The sequence below is a fragment of the Desulfotruncus alcoholivorax DSM 16058 genome (genome assembly GCF_000430885.1).
Classification (GTDB): Bacteria; Bacillota; Desulfotomaculia; order Desulfotomaculales; family Desulfallaceae; genus Desulfotruncus; species Desulfotruncus alcoholivorax.
Genome location: NZ_AUMW01000012.1, coordinates 1 through 16,698 on the forward strand (window position 1 = coordinate 1; position 16,698 = coordinate 16,698).

At 50.3% G+C, this 16,698-nt stretch carries 11 protein-coding genes and 1 pseudogene; 2 read left to right on the forward strand and 10 right to left on the reverse strand.

The genetic code is table 11. The features are described 5' to 3' along the window. A pseudogene (locus H569_RS0106645) lies at nucleotides 1-930 on the reverse strand (hypothetical protein); the annotation flags it as partial. 749 nt (nucleotides 931-1,679) lie between these two features. Between H569_RS0106645 and H569_RS0106650 the strand changes: the two are divergent. Both H569_RS0106650 and H569_RS0106655 read left to right on the forward strand, forming a co-directional pair. Next, the gene (locus H569_RS0106650; protein WP_027364358.1) at nucleotides 1,680-2,264 is read left to right on the forward strand and encodes a sigma-70 family RNA polymerase sigma factor; all 585 of its coding nucleotides are present in this window, start codon (nucleotides 1,680-1,682) and stop codon (nucleotides 2,262-2,264) included. 53 nt (nucleotides 2,265-2,317) lie between these two features. Further along, entirely contained in the window at nucleotides 2,318-3,415 is a 1,098-nt protein-coding gene (locus tag H569_RS0106655; RefSeq protein WP_238492490.1) for a zf-HC2 domain-containing protein, read from the forward strand. A 108-nt stretch (nucleotides 3,416-3,523) separates the two neighbouring features. Here H569_RS0106655 and H569_RS21240 read toward each other — a convergent pair whose 3' ends face one another. From H569_RS21240 to atpG, 9 genes are all read right to left on the reverse strand, one after another. Next, the gene (locus tag H569_RS21240) at nucleotides 3,524-7,684 is read right to left on the reverse strand and encodes an S-layer homology domain-containing protein (protein ID WP_157833476.1); all 4,161 of its coding nucleotides are present in this window, start codon (nucleotides 7,682-7,684) and stop codon (nucleotides 3,524-3,526) included. Nucleotides 7,685-8,057: 373 nt separating this feature from the next. Further along, entirely contained in the window at nucleotides 8,058-9,098 is a 1,041-nt protein-coding gene (gene mreB, locus H569_RS0106665) for a rod shape-determining protein MreB (RefSeq protein WP_034629809.1), read from the reverse strand. Between the two features lie 186 nt (nucleotides 9,099-9,284). Further along, nucleotides 9,285-9,536, reverse strand: coding sequence for a sporulation transcriptional regulator SpoIIID (gene spoIIID / locus H569_RS0106670; protein ID WP_027364361.1), 252 nt, complete (start codon nucleotides 9,534-9,536; stop codon nucleotides 9,285-9,287). Between the two features lie 462 nt (nucleotides 9,537-9,998). Next, nucleotides 9,999-10,964, reverse strand: coding sequence for a stage II sporulation protein D (gene spoIID, locus H569_RS0106680; protein WP_027364363.1), 966 nt, complete (start codon nucleotides 10,962-10,964; stop codon nucleotides 9,999-10,001). A gap of 189 nt (nucleotides 10,965-11,153) precedes the next feature. After that, nucleotides 11,154-12,413, reverse strand: coding sequence for a UDP-N-acetylglucosamine 1-carboxyvinyltransferase (murA, locus tag H569_RS0106685; protein ID WP_027364364.1), 1,260 nt, complete (start codon nucleotides 12,411-12,413; stop codon nucleotides 11,154-11,156). 156 nt (nucleotides 12,414-12,569) lie between these two features. Then, nucleotides 12,570-13,757 (reverse strand): S-layer homology domain-containing protein, encoded by a 1,188-nt coding sequence (locus H569_RS0106690; protein WP_027364365.1) that lies wholly within the window; start codon nucleotides 13,755-13,757, stop codon nucleotides 12,570-12,572. A gap of 202 nt (nucleotides 13,758-13,959) precedes the next feature. Continuing rightward, nucleotides 13,960-14,361 carry a F0F1 ATP synthase subunit epsilon gene (locus H569_RS0106695; protein ID WP_027364366.1) on the reverse strand — a complete coding sequence of 134 codons (402 nt, stop codon included), beginning with the start codon at nucleotides 14,359-14,361 and terminating at the stop codon, nucleotides 13,960-13,962. A gap of 2 nt (nucleotides 14,362-14,363) precedes the next feature. Further along, nucleotides 14,364-15,788 (reverse strand): F0F1 ATP synthase subunit beta, encoded by a 1,425-nt coding sequence (gene atpD, locus H569_RS0106700; RefSeq protein ID WP_027364367.1) that lies wholly within the window; start codon nucleotides 15,786-15,788, stop codon nucleotides 14,364-14,366. A 53-nt stretch (nucleotides 15,789-15,841) separates the two neighbouring features. Continuing rightward, complete coding sequence (gene atpG, locus H569_RS0106705) at nucleotides 15,842-16,693, reverse strand: ATP synthase F1 subunit gamma (RefSeq protein ID WP_027364368.1); 852 nt, start codon at nucleotides 16,691-16,693, stop codon at nucleotides 15,842-15,844. Between the last annotated feature and the right edge of the window lie 5 nt (nucleotides 16,694-16,698).

The following is a 16,698-nucleotide window of genomic DNA, read 5'->3' on the forward strand; positions in this document are numbered from 1 at the left end:
GGCTTTGGTACTGCTGAATTCGGTAAGGGTATCAACAGTTCCGTCACCGTTAATATCGTATTTGATGCTTGCCAGGTTTAATTTGAGTTTCTTATTGTCGGCAGTAAATGCTGCTTTAAGCACGTTCTCCAATTGAGCGCCGGAGATGGTTTGGGTTGCACCATTGTTAACTTTTACGCTGGCTTCGCCCCAAAGTACGGTTACTTTGGATACTGCGCCCCACTCAAAACCGTTCGGAAGGGTGAATTTCAGGCTCTCGGCTTCGTTGTCCAGGGTGTCGTTTACTGATTCATCAACACGAATGGTTGTCGTGTCGTTGTCGCTGAATGTGGGGTCATCTGTTACTACGATGTCAACGTCACCGGATCCAACGCGACCAACGACTAATCTTTCACTCGAAAAACCGCTGCCGCTGGGAGCGCTTATATTTAAGGTAATATCGCCGTCAAATCCGCTGTCAACATATATTCCGCCAAGGTTAATAAACATATAGGTATCCAAACTGGTATCAGGATCGCCATTTACCGTTACCTTTAATTCGTTTTTATCAAGCTTGGTTACAGTAAATGTTGACTTACCTGTAAAACCATTGTTGTCGGAAAGGTAATTAGCAGGTATTGTAATGTTGTTTTTTGTTCCGCCTAGCTTTGAATAAGTTGCATCATGCACTGACCAATCAGTTTCAGTCGTATCATTCTCCATAAACTTAAAATCTTTCGGAAGAGAGATGGTAAAAGAATCCCCATCCTTAATTTTTCCAGCAGTGTTCTGAATGAATACTGTACCGAGAGGTACAATTGAATCATCATTAACGGTCGGTGTTGATAACACCTCTGTACTGCTAGCAAATGCCGCAAACGGGAATACCATGGTGAGCGCGAACACAAGAGTCATTACCAAGCAAAATCTCTTATTGCGTAGCTTTAACAAATTTGTTTCCCTCCTTAAAAATTAATATTTCGGCCCTTGGGCCTAGTTCTAATGAAGTTTAACGTTTGGTTGCACATCCCCCCTTAAACAGGTATCGGTTAACTTGCTGCCGTGAAGCCTTTCCCGCTCTCAATAGCAGGATCTTCCAGGTTTATTGCTTGGCGGTTCCGTTAGAGAAGCGACCGCTCCGCTTACTCGCATTGTAATGTTACTAGGCTTCACAATCTAAACAGTTTTGCTTAATTTTTTCAATGCCTGTCTGTTTCCACCTGATTAATTAGACACGCAATCAAATGTAAAAGTTCCAATTACCTGGTTTTTTTCTGCCTATTTAATAATTTTCGTTAGTTTGGTGCTTTTGGATTTCTTTGTTTTGCACCCGTTTATTTAGACACGGCGGTCTCAATAAAAGTTCCAGGTGGAATAGCAAAATTAAAATTTTTTATTTCCATAATTAATAGCGTTATAATGTGAGGGGAACATTGCTGACCGGCTTGCGGCAAGCCTTTAACATTTAATGCAGACGGCCTGTTTTATTTAACTATTGAAATATCAGGGCGGGCAGGCAACGGTAACCTTTGATAAATTTAATGTTTTAAAGTAAATTATTTATTAGATTAATTATTTATCTTTTTTAGTTTTGCCATTTTTTTTAAAATAAGTTAAAATAGTGCCCGCTGCCGGAACTTTTTATATTGCATATGTGTCTAAGAAGTGTCCGGAGCTGGAGCTCGAGGGGGATCGTCCCTTTGGATAACGTAAAGCTCCTGGTAAAGAGATCCCAAAAGGGTGACACCAGGTCCTTTGAGCAACTGGTGACTCTGTACCAGGATAAAATTTTTGCACTAAGTTACCAACTCACAGGCAATTACGCCGATGCGCAGGATCTGGCCCAAAATGTATTTATAAAAGCCTACCGGGCTTTACCGGGGTTTCGCAACGAGGCTGATTTCGGGACCTGGCTGCACCGCATTACAGTAAACCTTTATATTAATGAAAGGCGCAAAAAGAGACCCGAGGTTTACCTCGACAAACCGGTGCAAACCGGGGAGGGTGAAATGCCCCGCTTGGTGGCCTCTGGTACCGAAAATCCCGAAGAAGCATTTGAAAAAAAAGAATTCCGCAGTATGGTACGTGATGCGCTGTGGAAACTGTCCGAGGAGCACAGGGCGGTGCTCGTGTTAAGGGAAATGCAGGGTTATTCTTACGAGGAAATAGCGCAAATGTTGGACTGCACCCTGGGCACCGTTAAGTCCCGCATCAACCGGGCTCGCCTGGCCCTAAAAAAGCAATTATTTCAGGCTGCCTGCAGCGGTAAGGATAACCTTCCTTAAATTTAATCAGCTCCAATGATTTTGCTCCGGGGAGGTGAATAACAGTGAATTGCATGCAAATTCAGCAGCTAATACCGGAATGGCTGGACGGCGAATTGGATACCGGCACAGCCGGGCAAATTGAAAAACACGTTACTACCTGTGATGAATGTAATGCAGAGGCTGCTTTTTGGCGGGAGACCGGCAATGCTCTAAGGGAAGGCGTGCCAAGCGTCAAAGCCCCGCCCGGGTTCGCCGGCGTGGTTATGAGTCAGTTGCCGTCGCAGCGTAGAACCATCACGGCAAGATTGTTCACCGGGTGGAAACGCAATTTCGCAGCGGCTGCCGCCTTTATGATCGTGGCGCTGGGATCCGCGGGAGCCTACATGTATTGGGACGGTAATGTGGCCGGACAGTTGCTAAGCAACGGCAAGACTAACCCGGTCCGGATGATTTATAACAAAATTCAAAGCAACATTGGTCAAGATGTAACCGCAAACACCCCCCGGGACAACGTAACGGGTGAACATGCGGGCCCAGCTGTACAGCCGGGTGATACAAATGCAGACCCCGGCAAAGCACAGCACGATGCCAGCAATAATAACCATATGAATAATAATGAACCCGGCGCCCATCAGGGTGAGGCCCAAAACAGCCAGGCAACGCCCGATACCGAGTCGGAATCAGTTTCCAAACCCGCTGTTAAGGGTGCTGACCCGCAGCAATATGTATTGTTGAGCACGGACAAAAATCGAGTATTGGATCGCACTTTTTTAAAAGTAAAAGTTGATGATTTACAGGCCGCCCACCGTCAGGCACTGGCGCTTATCAACAGCTCCGGGGCCTCGTATGAGGTTTTTGGGTCTGAGTATACACCCGCAGGGAACCAGGAAACTTTAAAGATAGTAACGGGCAACAGTATTTCCGTCAGCCTGCTGGATAATCTTAAAAAGCTTGGCCAAGTGTTGAACAGCGATACCCAGCGGATCGATATCAACGCGCGTTACAAAGAAAAGGTCGAACAATACCAGTCACTGTCTGCCCAACTGGAAAATTCCGGCCCGGTGGAACAGGAACAATTAAAGATTAAGATGGCAGGCATTGAAGCGCAGCTAAAAGATTGGGATCAGGAAGCGAATACTGATACCATTATACTATGGCTGGATAATTAAAACTACGACAAGGCAGGAGTTTTTATAATAGTAGACTCCTGCCTTGTTTTTGATAATTAACTCCCCCTGGCCGCCATGGCGGCCAGGCAGATAATGATTGAAACCTGGTTATTGCAACTGGTCTGGTTCGTTTGCAATGCTTGTTACAGAATCCAGCAGCCTGTTCAAGGCGGCAACCGTTTCCGCCCGTGTTATATAGCTACCGGGAGCAAATAAATTGCCTGGTTTTCCCGATAGCAGCCCCAATGACCTGGACATACTAACGCTTTTTCTTGCCCAACTTGAAACTTTATCCCAATCCGCATAGTCCGGTTCTTTCCGCGGGTTTTGCGGCAAGCCTTCAAGCATGCCATAAGCGCGCGCCAGCAGCGCCGCGGCCTCTTCCCTGGTTATTCGTGCCTGCGGGCGGAAGGTATTATCCTCATAGCCTACGGCCAGCCCCCTGCTGTAAGCCATTGTTACGGCATTCCTCGCCCAGTCCGGTATAGACGCCGCATCCCTGTACGGCAAATTCGCCCCGGGACTGCCCGGCCCCAGCAGCCTGGAAAGCAATACGGCAAACTCGCCCCGGGTAACGGAATTGTCCGGCCGGAATGTGCCGTCCGGGTAACCGTTTATCATGCCCCGCGATACCATGCGGCGAATATCCGTCTCCGCCCAGTGCCCGCTGATATCGGTAAATCCCTTTTGCCGGCGGGCGAAATTCAGCTGGAGTCCGGCCACCCCTCCGGTTGTCCCGTCCACGGCTACCAGTTGAACATCTTCCGCCTCGCCAGCTTTGGCCGGGTAGTAAAACGCTCCGGATGCATTAATTTCCAGCTCTTTGCAGTCGCCCCCCGGATACCGGGCATAAAGGCGGGTGGCGGTGGTTTTGCCGGTAACCAGCGAGAATTTTTCATATGGTATAGTGGAAATTATCTTTAACAAAGGTGGATCGACCCCTTTACGGGTTTCCGCCGCCAGGACAGCAACAACCTGCTTGCCGTCCGGAGTATAAAGAGCAGTAATTGTAACCTGCTCTCCAGGCAGCAAATCTCTGAATTTAACGGTGTAGCCATTTTTAGTTATCGCGGCAAATGAACTGAGAAGTAATGTTTGTCCATTGTCAAGTTGTATTCCCTGCCCCGGGATATAAGCTTTCAAAACACTTTTCACCCTTTCGGCAGTCTCAGCAATATCCACCCGCCATACCGCGCCCGTGGCTGGGTTTAGCGCAACCCGCACCCATTGGCCGGGGTTTAATATGGAAATGCCTGCGGGCATACCCCACCTGTACAGCTGGGTTTCGGGAGATAAGTTTAAATATTTAAAGCCTTTTCTGCTGTCCAGCAAATACAGCGTATCTTTTTCCGCAAAAATAACCTGGCCGTAACTCACATCAGAAAAAGCAGCAACACCCAGCGCTTCGGTGGAACCCGGAGCCAGGTTGATAATGGCCAGGTCCCCTTCTTTCAGCGCTTCAAGCGCAGCCGGCTTCTGGTCCCTGGTGATGGATATGCCCGCCATAATGTGATACCGGCTGCCGGAAGCCAAAGTTATATATCCTGAACCGCGATCCACTCCGACTATCTGCCCCAGAGTCAGGTAACGCTTTACCGCCAGGTGATAGACCATTCCATCCGACCCCAGAGTAATTTGTACCGGCATACCCGGCAAAAGATTATCTAAGTCTGCGTTAGCGGCGGCACCGAAGGGCAAATCAGCCGCATCCCCGTCCATTATGACATCGGTAAAATCTATCGAGGCTTCCCGGTTCAGGCTGAATGTTTGCTTCCCTTCCAACAATTTTATGCTGTTGTTTTCGCGGTCAATGCCGGCCAGAACACCTTCTGTTTCCAGGCTGGCAACGCTTGCCCGCCAGATAGTCTGGTCATGTGGATTGATATCGGCCGACACGCTGCTGCCCGGAGGAACCGCCTGCTCCGCCGGCATGGTCCGGCCGTTGACGAGCAGGGCATTTTTAGCTTCCGGGTTAATGGTGTAGCCGCCTTCCCGGTAATTCTGGTTAATACGCACCAGAATTTTTTTACCTTCTCCTTCCATTTCTTTTATCCCGGACGCCTGCCAGGTGCGGCCCACAATATATGCTTTGAGGGAACCGGTACCAGGCCGTTCTACCAAGTAAAGATCAGCGCCGGCCGGGATTTCCTCGCCGTCCTGGAGCAGCCGGTCATCTACAGCCGCAACAGTTTCAGACGGCAAGGCAGCCCGGTTGTCCCCGGCAAGTGTCTCCCTGCCCGGAGGCTGGCCGAAAACCAGCGCAAAATCCTGCGTCACCCCTTCTTCTCTGGAGGTATCTTCTAAAATCGACCGGCCGCGCACCACGATTTTGTATTCCCCCGGTTTGGGATTAGGTATATAAACCTGCTCCACATTGTTGCGACTGTCCATTTTGCCCCGGTGGTCAAAATCATTTCCATAATATATTTGTCCATCGGGGGAGATAACCTCCAGATCCAGGTTATTAACCAAAGTTGTACCGGCACCCGGCTCCGCCGCGGGGTCTGTCCAGGAAAGGGTCGCCTTGAACGGTGACCCGGAGTAAGTGATCTTTTTTTCCAATACCTTACTGCCGCCTGTAGCCAGTCCTTTTTTATCGTCCACCAGTTCGAAAAGTTTGTTTTGCAGGGCTATAACCGTGCTGCCTATATCCAACTGACCAAAACCGGCTGCTGCGGGATTTGCGTCCAAATGCTGCGCGCCGTTGATTAAGATAGCTTTCATCAGGGCGGCCGAGGGATTCTGAAAGCCGCTATATTTTTGCAAATACTGGCGCAGCAGCGCTGCGGCACCGCCGGTAACGGCTGAAGCCATACTTGTTCCCTGCATCACCGTGTATGCGGGACGTCCAGACAGGTTCCCAGCCACCAGCCGGGAGGCTGTGGAAATTATGGAGGTGCCGGGAGCTACCAGCTCCGGCTTGATGCGCCCGTCAACAGTGGGGCCCCGGCTGGAGAATACCGCTACTTCGCCGGCGCCACCCATATCACTTTCAAACGCCGGCCTGGGGCTGATCGAAGCGCCTACAACCAAGGCGTTTTTACTGTTGGCCTCGGCAGTGAGGCCATCTGCCTGGGGGCCGGAATTGCCCGCACCGAAGATAGCGAGAAAATCCTGATGATTGCGCACGAATTCATCTATCTGGGCAGCCGAGCTGTCATATGCATTTTGCTTTTTGCCCCAGCCGTCTACATGTACGCGCACATCGGCGCTATAGGCCGGCCCGAAAAGTTCCTGCAGGTCCAGAGGCGGAGCGGTGTTACCGTTTTTGTCCACGATGCCCTGAAAGTACAGGCTGGCCCCGGGAGCCAGGCCGGCGTATTTTCCATTGGAAGCCTTGCCGCTGCCGACCAGGGTGCCAGCCATATGGGTGCCGTGCCCGTTGGTGTCGGCTGGGTTTTTAACCCCGGCCCAGGATTTTAGCAGAATTACCCGGGGCTTTTTACCGGGATCGGATTGCAAATCAGTATGGATATTGGTCATCGAACCGGTGTCCAGCCCGCTGTCCGCCAGCCCGATGGTTACCCCTGCCCCGTTCAGCCTGCTCGGAGTGACAAAACTCGGAATAGCCAGTGGCCTGGCCCCAACTATATCCCTGGCCCGGTCATTTAACAATTCAGGTTGTTCGTATTTTTGCACATACAGCACAAGCGGCGAGGCAGCCAATTCACCAACCGTGTCACATGGTAATTCTACCTTCAGATAGCGGCCGCCGACCGCAGCGCCGTCCAGTACCCGCCCGCCCAAGTTTTCTACCAGCCGTATAGTTTCGGGTTTGTCTACCGCACCGGTCAGGGTAACAATATAAGCTACCGGTTTTGTATTATTTTTGTAAATTTTACCACTGCTGTTTTCAGGTGCTTGTTGTCTGTCCTGTGCCTGGCTTAACGACGGGTGCTGTAATTTTTGCTTGGAATTGTATTCAGTAATTTTTTTAACATAGGGCAATTTTTGCAGCTCCGGTTTTTGTTCGGGCCTGACCCGCACCAGCAAGGTCTCGCCGTTTAGAGTTCCCATCCAGTTCACCTTTTCGGCGAGAAGTTTTTTTTCATTGCTGTCAAGCGGCCTTTGTAAATTTATTGCATACATTGCAAGATCATGATCCGGTCCAGTTGTCCCGCCGGTTTCGTTGTCATAGTTTATTGCGCCCTGCCGGCCACCAATACCCGACCATAGCGCCATACCAAGTGCAAAAACGGATACAATTAACATTATACGACTTAACTTTACCGTGCTATCACCAGCCTCACAACGTTTTTTGTTATTCAAAGATTATGTCTTTCCATTGTCCCGGCTATTAATGATTAATGTTTTTGCATGTATTTTATTTTCCACAAAACCTTTTAAATTCCCTGTTTGTTAACCTGGTAAATATTTAACAATATTAACTAACCAGAAAAATTTTCATGTTACTCGTATCCGGCACTCCAACAGTTCCCTACACGCGTTGCGCATTCCCCTTGTGCCCGTAATCAACAAATCATTTTTATCTTTTTTATATCAGGTTAATAGACGACTCTAAGAAAAAATTGTTCCCTACAATTCTTTAAAAAAAGGGCAAAAAAAAGCAAGCAACTATTAGCTTTTTAATTGCCCGCTTACGGTTTGTGTTTAAATAATTCTTTCCTTATAGTTCGCCCGTTTATCCTGCATATACTTTCTGCTTGATTACTTTGCGTATCATCCTGCGTTTATGTTGAGCGTTCAACACGTTCAACATGTTCAGCGCCCTGCCGGTCCCTATAGCCACACAGGAGAGGGGGTCTTCCGCAATAAACACGTTCAAGCCGGTTTCCCTGGCTATAAGCTTGTCCAAATCGCTCAAAAGTGCGCCGCCGCCGGTCAGTACGATGCCCTTGTATACTATATCCGCAGCCAACTCCGGCGGGGTTTTTTCAAGCACTTCTTTAACCGCGCCCACCACCAGGGTAAGGTTTTCCTTGATCGCCTCATAGATATTATCACTTGACACGGTAACTTCTTTAGGCAGGCCGTCTATCAGATCACGGCCCCTGACCCGCATTTCAGACGGCGCGCCATTGGGACAAGCGCTGGCAATTTCCATTTTAATCTCTTCCGCCGAGCGTTCCCCTATGGCCAGGTTGTATACCCGCCGGACGTATTTGACTATAGCCTCGTCAAACTTGTCACCGCCGACCCGCAGGGAAACGCTTTGTACGATTCCGCCAAGGGATAATACGGCAACGTCCGTGGTACCGCCGCCGATGTCGACAACCATGGTGCCGCCGGGCTGTGAGATGTCGAGACCGGCGCCGAGCGCCGCGGCCAGCGGCTCCTCTATCACGTGGGCCTGGCGCGCGCCTGCCTGAACGGTGGCCTGTTTAACCGCGCGCTCCTCCACCCCGGTAACACTCGATGGAATGCAGACCATCACCCGGGGTTTGAAAAACAGTTTTCTTCCCACTGCTTTTTCTATAAAGTAACGCAGCATTTTTTCCGTTACGTCATAATCGGCAATCACACCGCTGCGCAGCGGGCGGATGGCCACAATATTGCCTGGAGTTCGGCCCAGCATGCGCCTGGCTTCGGAACCTACGGCGATCACTTTGCCCGAGGATTTATCCATAGCCACCACCGAAGGTTCTGTTAAAACTATACCCCGACCTTTAACATATACCAGAACGTTAGCCGTTCCTAAATCTATACCAATATCAGCGCTCATGCGGAACTTCACTGTCCCCTTTCCAAACTCTTTTAATGCTGCTTGTCCAATATATTTAATTAATTATTTAAAGCACTATCCATAAATTAATGATGGCACTACGTATTTATTATCTTTAGGGACAAGCTTACCGCTACTAATACTTCTACTATTGGGGACAAATTCCTCCAGGATATGATATTTTTGTTATTGTTTTTCCCGGTATTTTTTTCTGGTAGCTTCGCCGCCGCGCAGGTGCCTCTCGGCCTTATTAAAATCCAAGACTTTTTTAACCTGGTTGGCCAGCTCTTTATTTAATGAAGGGAGCCTTTCCGTCATGTCTTTATGCACTGTGCTTTTACTCACGCCAAAGACCAGCGCGGCCTGGCGGACAGTGGCCTGGGATTCAAGGATATAGGAGCAGATTTCCAGCACCCGCTTTTGAATATATTCCTGCATTGCTTTACCTCCCCGGGCATTTGTTACATTATATGCGGGGAGAATAAAAAAATTGTTTTCTCCAAAAATAAAAACACCCCTGATTTAGGGGCAGCATTTGGATTAAGCCATACCCGGCATCATTATGCCTGTTGTTACCAGGCCCTAGCAGCCAGCGCTTTAGCCAGCGTTTGTATTTCTCCACCGGGTCCTGGTTGCCAAGCCTTTTTTGGAAGGGCCACATCAATAACACCCCCGTGTATATAAAGTTGGAGTTAAATTTATTGTGGCTTTTGGTTGATTTTTTATGCCTGGTATATTCTTGGAGTTTTCAATTTTTTGTTACATATTATGCGATTTTTATTGCGAGATTGCAGCAATGACAGGGGTTTTTGGTGCTGTTTGCGCGGGCGGACAGTGTCCGTCCCTGCGTAAATCCTCGGGCCACTCGCCCGCCCCTACAGAAATCACACGGGGTTTTTGTCATTTGTTGAAAATGCTGTTTATTTCCACTCCCGTATAATAGTGCTTGATTATTTTTTTGTAGTCATAACCATGTTCGGCGAATCCCTTTGCTCCGTACTGGCACATTCCCACACCGTGCCCGTAACCCCTCGTCGTAAATGTAACCTTATTTCCAGCTGAGGTGATGGTAAAATTGGTTGAACGCAAGTTTAGCATGCGCCTGATGTCTGTGGCGGCAATTTTTGACCGGTCGCCGACCACCAGTGTTTTGGGCCTGCCGGTTGCTGTTCGCTCCAATACCTGGAACATGTTGTCCCTTTGTCCTGTGGACACTGCTATGGCCTGCTGGTCGACGCCAACTGCTTTTGATAGCTGGGACAAACTAAACGTCACCCGGCGCTCCGGCTCGGGGTCGGCGTCATAAGGGCAGGCCACGCTTTTCAGGTATGGCACGTCATATTTCCAGACATCACCGGAATTTTCAGTCCACCCGCCGCAGGAAGCATGAAAGACCGGGTCAATGGGCTGCCCGTTGTAGGTAATTATTTCTCCCGCAGTGGCATCTACAGCCATGCGTATCTTGTAATAATAACGATAGTAATTGACCTTGCCCCAACGCTTTTTCATTTCTTCAGCAGGCAGCCAGGCCTGGGCGTGGGCCGGGTCGTCACACGTATCCGCGCCCTCCTTGCAGCCGTTGATCACGCCCCCGCCCGCCATTCTTTTGTAAATGTAAGTTCGCGCGGCCACAGCCTGGGCTTTAAGCGCTTCTGCGGGAAATTCGGCCGGCATTTCGGCGGCCACCACGCCGGTAACGTATTCTTCCAGTGGAATTGAGATAATCTCGCCGGTCGAATGCCTGTAGAGGCGAACCATTGTGCCCTCATTATCCAGCGGCGGTTGAGCCAGCTTGCGGGCAGCCCAGGGTAATCCCAGGGCCAGCATTGCTGCTATCAGCAAAGTAAAAACAAATACCTTACGCAAAGGCGTCACCTTCTGCCTGTGTTTCTTACTCAGTAGTCAGGAGTCAGGAGTCAGCATAAGAGATCGGTTTATCGTCTCGTAATATTCTGACTTCTGAATTCTGAGTACCTGGATAATCATTTATATTACCCATTAATGGCATTTATTACCTATTATCGCCGACAAGTTGAAGGTTTATACCGGGGTCTATTAAGCGCGATATTCAAGGTCAGCGCCGACCGCTTTTAATTTTTCAGTTAGTTTTTCATAGCCTCTCATAATGTGTTCAATATTGCCCACGACGGTCTCGCCTCTGGCGCTGAGGCCCGCCAACACCATGGCCGCCCCCGCCCTTAAATCGGTGGACTTAACATAAGCCCCGGTCAGCCTGACAGGCCCTTCAGTCACCGCCATCCTGCCCTCTACTTTGATCCTGGCGCCCATGCGTTTTAACTCTCCAACATGCATAAACCGGTTTTCAAAAACTGTTTCGGTGATGATTCCAGTGCCTCTCGCCCCCGTCATCAAAGCCATCATCTGCGGCTGCATGTCTGTGGGAAAGCCGGGATAAGGCATTGTTTTAACATCAACAGCGTGGTACTGCTCACTTGCTGTCACCCTGACTCCGTTTTCCAGTTCCTGAACCTGTATACCCATCTCTTTTAACTTCGCGGTAACCGGCTTTAAGTGATCAAGGATCACATTTTCCACTGTTATATCCCCGCCGGTAATGGCCCCGGCCACCATATATGTACCGGCTTCAATCCGGTCCGGTATAACCGGGTGAGTAACGCCGTGCAATTCCTTTACCCCGTTGATTCTAATTACCTTGGTGCCGGCGCCCTTTATTTTGCCGCCCATAGCGTTGATAAAATTGGCCAGATCCACCACCTCCGGCTCTTCTGCGGCGTTTTCGATAATTGTTTGCCCGTCCGCCATAACCGCGGCCATCATAATATTTTCCGTAGCGCCGACACTGGGAAAGTCAAGGTAAATCCTATCGCCCTTCAAGCCATTTACTCCCGCTTCGGCAAGGACGCTGCCGTAGCCGTGTTCAATACGTGCTCCCAGCGTGCTGAAGCCTTTTAAGTGCAGGTCAACCGGCCTGCTGCCGATGGCACAACCGCCCGGTAATGATATGGACGCAATTCCGGTACGGGCTAAGAGCGGCCCCATAACCAGAAAGGAAGCCCTCATTTTCCGGACAAATTCATATGGCGCCTCGGTGCCGGGCTTTTCCGGCGGTTCTATAATTAATGTGCTGCTGTCGAGCCAGGTAATGCCGGCTCCCAGCGTCTCCAAAACCCTGCATATGATGTGGACATCGGCAAGGTCTGGCACATCTTCCAGAATGCACGGCGAGCCGGGTAAAAGACATGCAGCGATAATGGGCAGCACAGCATTCTTGGAACCGCTGACCCTTATTTTACCGTACAGCGGTTTGCCACCCCTGATTACCAGTTTTGTCACCAAAAAATCTCCTTGAACGTTGCTTTGTTACCTATTGTTGCCAATTTAAGGTATTGAAATACGATTATTTAAAAACCCCGGCGTACCGGGGCTTTTTTTCTAAAATAGCTACATGCCGTTATACCTTTATTCGATTTGTTATAACGGTTTCAGCGCTCATTGCAAGCTTTCGGCGGTTTCCGCAGTATTTCCGTTTCCACCGGTTGTTTCTGAATTGTCTGTTGCCACAGTCTCACCTGTATCACCGGCTTGATTATTGTTTCCGTCTGCAACAGAACCGGTTTCACTGTTTTCAGCATTTTCAGCGCTTCTCTCAATCAGCCTTTCCATTATAGCTGCCATTTCCGCCCTGGTTATTGCGCTGTCGGGATTGAATTTACCGTCCGGGCTTCCTTTCATTATTCCATCGTTATACAGCGCCAGGATATATCCCAAATCTTCCTTTGATATCTTTAAGCCGTCCGTAAATGGGACATCGTTAGCTGTCACAGGCTGCAGCTGCAAGGCCATGGCCAGGCTGACCGCCACCTGTGCCCTTGTTGCCTGGACTTCCGAGTGAAAGCGACTCATATTGACGATTCTAAGCTGGGCGGCCTTGCGCACTGCTTCCCTGGCCCATTCAGGGACTTTTTCAAAATCACCGTTTTCTTCCTGCGCCGCCGTATCGTCTCCCGTATTCTGGCCGTTTTCTACTGTACCTTCCGCCGGCGCATCCTTCTCAGCCAGTCTCATCACCAGCGCAATGGCCTCGGCCTGGGTCAGCGTTTTATCGGGTTTAAACGTACCGTCTTCATATCCGTTAAACGCACCGATTGCAACCATTTTTTGAATTGATTCACCGGCCCAGTGATCTTTAACGTCCGACAAGTTGCACTCTATATCTACGCCTTCGCCGGTTAGTTGATTATAAGCCTGATATTTTTGTCTGAATTGATTTGCGGTCATGGCTTTTTTCTCATAAGCTTGTTCATCTGCACCAGCCTTATGGACGTCATCCGTAATCTCAATTTTTCCGTCCTTTATCTCCACGTGCAGGCCTTTTTCTGTTACATATTCGACGTTATCGCCTGCTTTGTAATTTTCCATTGTCTTTGTTTTTTGCTGATTGGTTTTCTCATATGTATTCTCATATGTATTTTGGTTTTTATTATCGCCTGTTTGTTCGCTATCATCCTGGATCCCGGTCTTTTCCACACCAGTGCTGCTGCCTGCGCTGTTGTCCGAAGATGTTGAACTGCTTTTGCCGCCACCGGTATGATTGCTTCCCGGCTTGGCCCAAACTATGCCGCTTGACACCGCAAGTGCAAAAATTAAAGCCAAGATAATAATTAAACCACGCTTCATTTATTTTCCCTCCTGATATTTTTTCTTTTATTATTATATAAAATCCATATAGGGACCAGCGTCTTATTTTTTTAGATATTTAGTCCTAATTTTATTCGAAACAGTGTGTTCAGACCCGCCCTCATCAGTGATAAAAAATCTCCAAAAAACAAAAACCCCCGGCTGTTAATCCGGAGGGTCTTTGCAATTTATATTATTATTTTCAGCTTACAGCCTTGAGGCGGTTGATTGCACGCTTCAGTGCAGCCTCGGCGCGCAGCACGTCAATGTCGCCCCCGCCTTGCAGGCGGCGCTCGGCGCGCTCCTTGGCCGCCTCGGCCCTTTTTACGTCAATTTGGTCCTCGCGCTCAGCGGAGTTGGCCAGTACGGTCACCCTGCTGTTGCGGACTTCAACGAACCCGCCGCTGACAGCTATTTTTAAAATTTTGCCTTCATGATGCACTCTGACCAGCCCAATTTTAAGGGCGCTGACCAGTGGAGCATGGTCGGGCAAAAATCCTAATTCGCCTTCACTGCCGGGCACCACCACAAACCGCACTTCCTGGCTGTATACTTTCCGCTCGGGCGTAACAATTTCCAGTAATTGCAGTTTATCTTCCGCCATACTTATGCACTTCCTTCAGCCAGACGTTTTGCTTTCTCTATGGCTTCTTCAATAGTTCCCACCATATAGAATGCATCTTCCGGCAGATCGTCATGCTTGCCGTCCAGGATTTCCTGGAAGCCGCGGATGCTGTCCTTCAGTGAAACATAGGCACCGGGATAGCCTGTGAACGTTTCCGCCACGTGGAAGGGCTGGGAGAGGAAACGCTGCAGTTTCCGGGCCCGGGCCACGATCAGTTTGTCTTCATCTGACAGTTCTTCCATACCCAGAATGGCGATGATGTCCTGCAGTTCCTTATATCTCTGGAGCACCTGCTGCACACCGCGGGCGGTGGCATAGTGTTCCTGCCCGATAACGTTGGGGTCCATAATCCTGGATGTGGAGTCCAGCGGGTCCACAGCCGGATAAATACCCAATTCCGCAATCTGACGGGACAGAACGACGGTGGCGTCCAAGTGGGCGAATGTGGTCGCCGGGGCGGGGTCGGTCAAGTCGTCGGCGGGCACGTAAACGGCCTGCACGGATGTAACCGAACCTTTCTTGGTGGATGTAATCCGCTCCTGCATCTGGCCCATCTCAGTGGCCAGGGTGGGCTGGTAACCCACGGCGGAGGGCATCCGGCCCAGCAGAGCCGAAACCTCGGAACCGGCCTGGGTGAAACGGAAAATGTTATCGATGAACAGCAGTGTGTCGGCGCCCTGCTCATCCCTGAAGAACTCAGCCATGCACAGGCCTGTCAGGGCCACGCGGAGACGCACTCCGGGCGGTTCGTTCATCTGGCCGAACACCATGGTGGTTTTGTCCAAAACGCCGGATTCAGTCATTTCATGATACAGGTCGTTACCTTCACGGGTACGTTCACCCACGCCGGCGAACACGGAGATACCGCCGTGCTGCTTGGCGATGTTGTTGATGAGCTCCATAACGATAACGGTCTTGCCCACACCGGCGCCGCCGAACATACCGACCTTACCGCCCTTGAGGAACGGCACCATCAGGTCGATAACCTTAATGCCGGTTTCCAGCTGTTCCGCCCTGGTGGACTGGTCCACCAGCGCCGGAGCGGGACGGTGGATGGGGTACTCGTTATCACTTACAATGGGGCCTTTGCCGTCAATGGGCTGCCCCAGCACGTCCACCAGGCGGCCGAGAACCGGCTTGCCCACAGGAACGCTGATGGGTTTCCCCAGGTCGACAGCTTTCATACCGCGCACCAGGCCGTCTGTCGTGGACATGGCCACGGAACGCACTATATTGTTGCCCAAGTGCTGGGCCACTTCCAGAGTGAGGTCAATCTTTCTGCCGAAAGCGTCCTCTTCTTCACTGGTAATTTTAACAGCGTTATAAATATCAGGTACTTGGCCGGGCGGGAAACGTATGTCCACCACAACGCCGATGACCTGTACTACTTCACCTACGTTAGCCATTAGCTACTCCGTACCTCCTTTGCCTCATAATCTCCTTTTTCCCCCCGCCCCGGCTATTCCAGAGCGGCAGCGCCGCCGACAATTTCAGAAATTTCCTTGGTGATGGCGGCCTGACGGGCACGGTTCATGGTCAGCGTTAGCCTGTCAATCATATCCGCAGCGTTGCTGGTTGCGTTATCCATGGCGGTCATGCGGGCGCTGTGCTCGCCGGCCTTGGTCTCAAGCAACGCCTGGAACAAGGAGTTCTCAACATACATGGGCAGCAATTGGCCCATTATCACTTCGGCGTCAGGCTCAAAAATGTAATCCACGTGTTTGCCGTCAGCCTCTCCCTCGGGTGGTTCAACCGGAAGCAGTTTTTGCACAACAGGCTTTTGTACAAGCACGTTCACAAACTGGCTGTAAACCAGGTATACTTCGTCATATTCTTCAGCCGCGTATTTATCCATTACAAACTTGGCCACTTCGCGGGCAAAACCGGCGTCGACCGATTCGCCGATGCCGACGTACTGCTGGGCTATGTTGTAATCCCGGCGGCGGAAGAAATCCCTGCCCTTGCGTCCGATACACACAACATCTGGGTTCGGGCGGTTTTTCATCTCCAGAACGGCTTTCTTAATGACGTTACTGTTAAAGCCGCCGCACAGTCCGCGGTCTGACGTCACAACTATATATGCCACTTTATTGGCTTCGCGCACTGCCAGCAATGGGTGCTTCAAGCCCACCGAAGCGGATCCCACCCTGCCCAGTACGTCACGCACTCGCCTAGCGAATGGCCTGGCAGCCAGAACATTTTCCTGGGCGCGCCGCATTTTTGCCGCAGAAACAGCCTTCATCGCTTTGGTAATCTTCTGGGTACTGGATATACTCTTGATACGGCGCCGGAGGTCGCGTATGTTTGCCATCTACT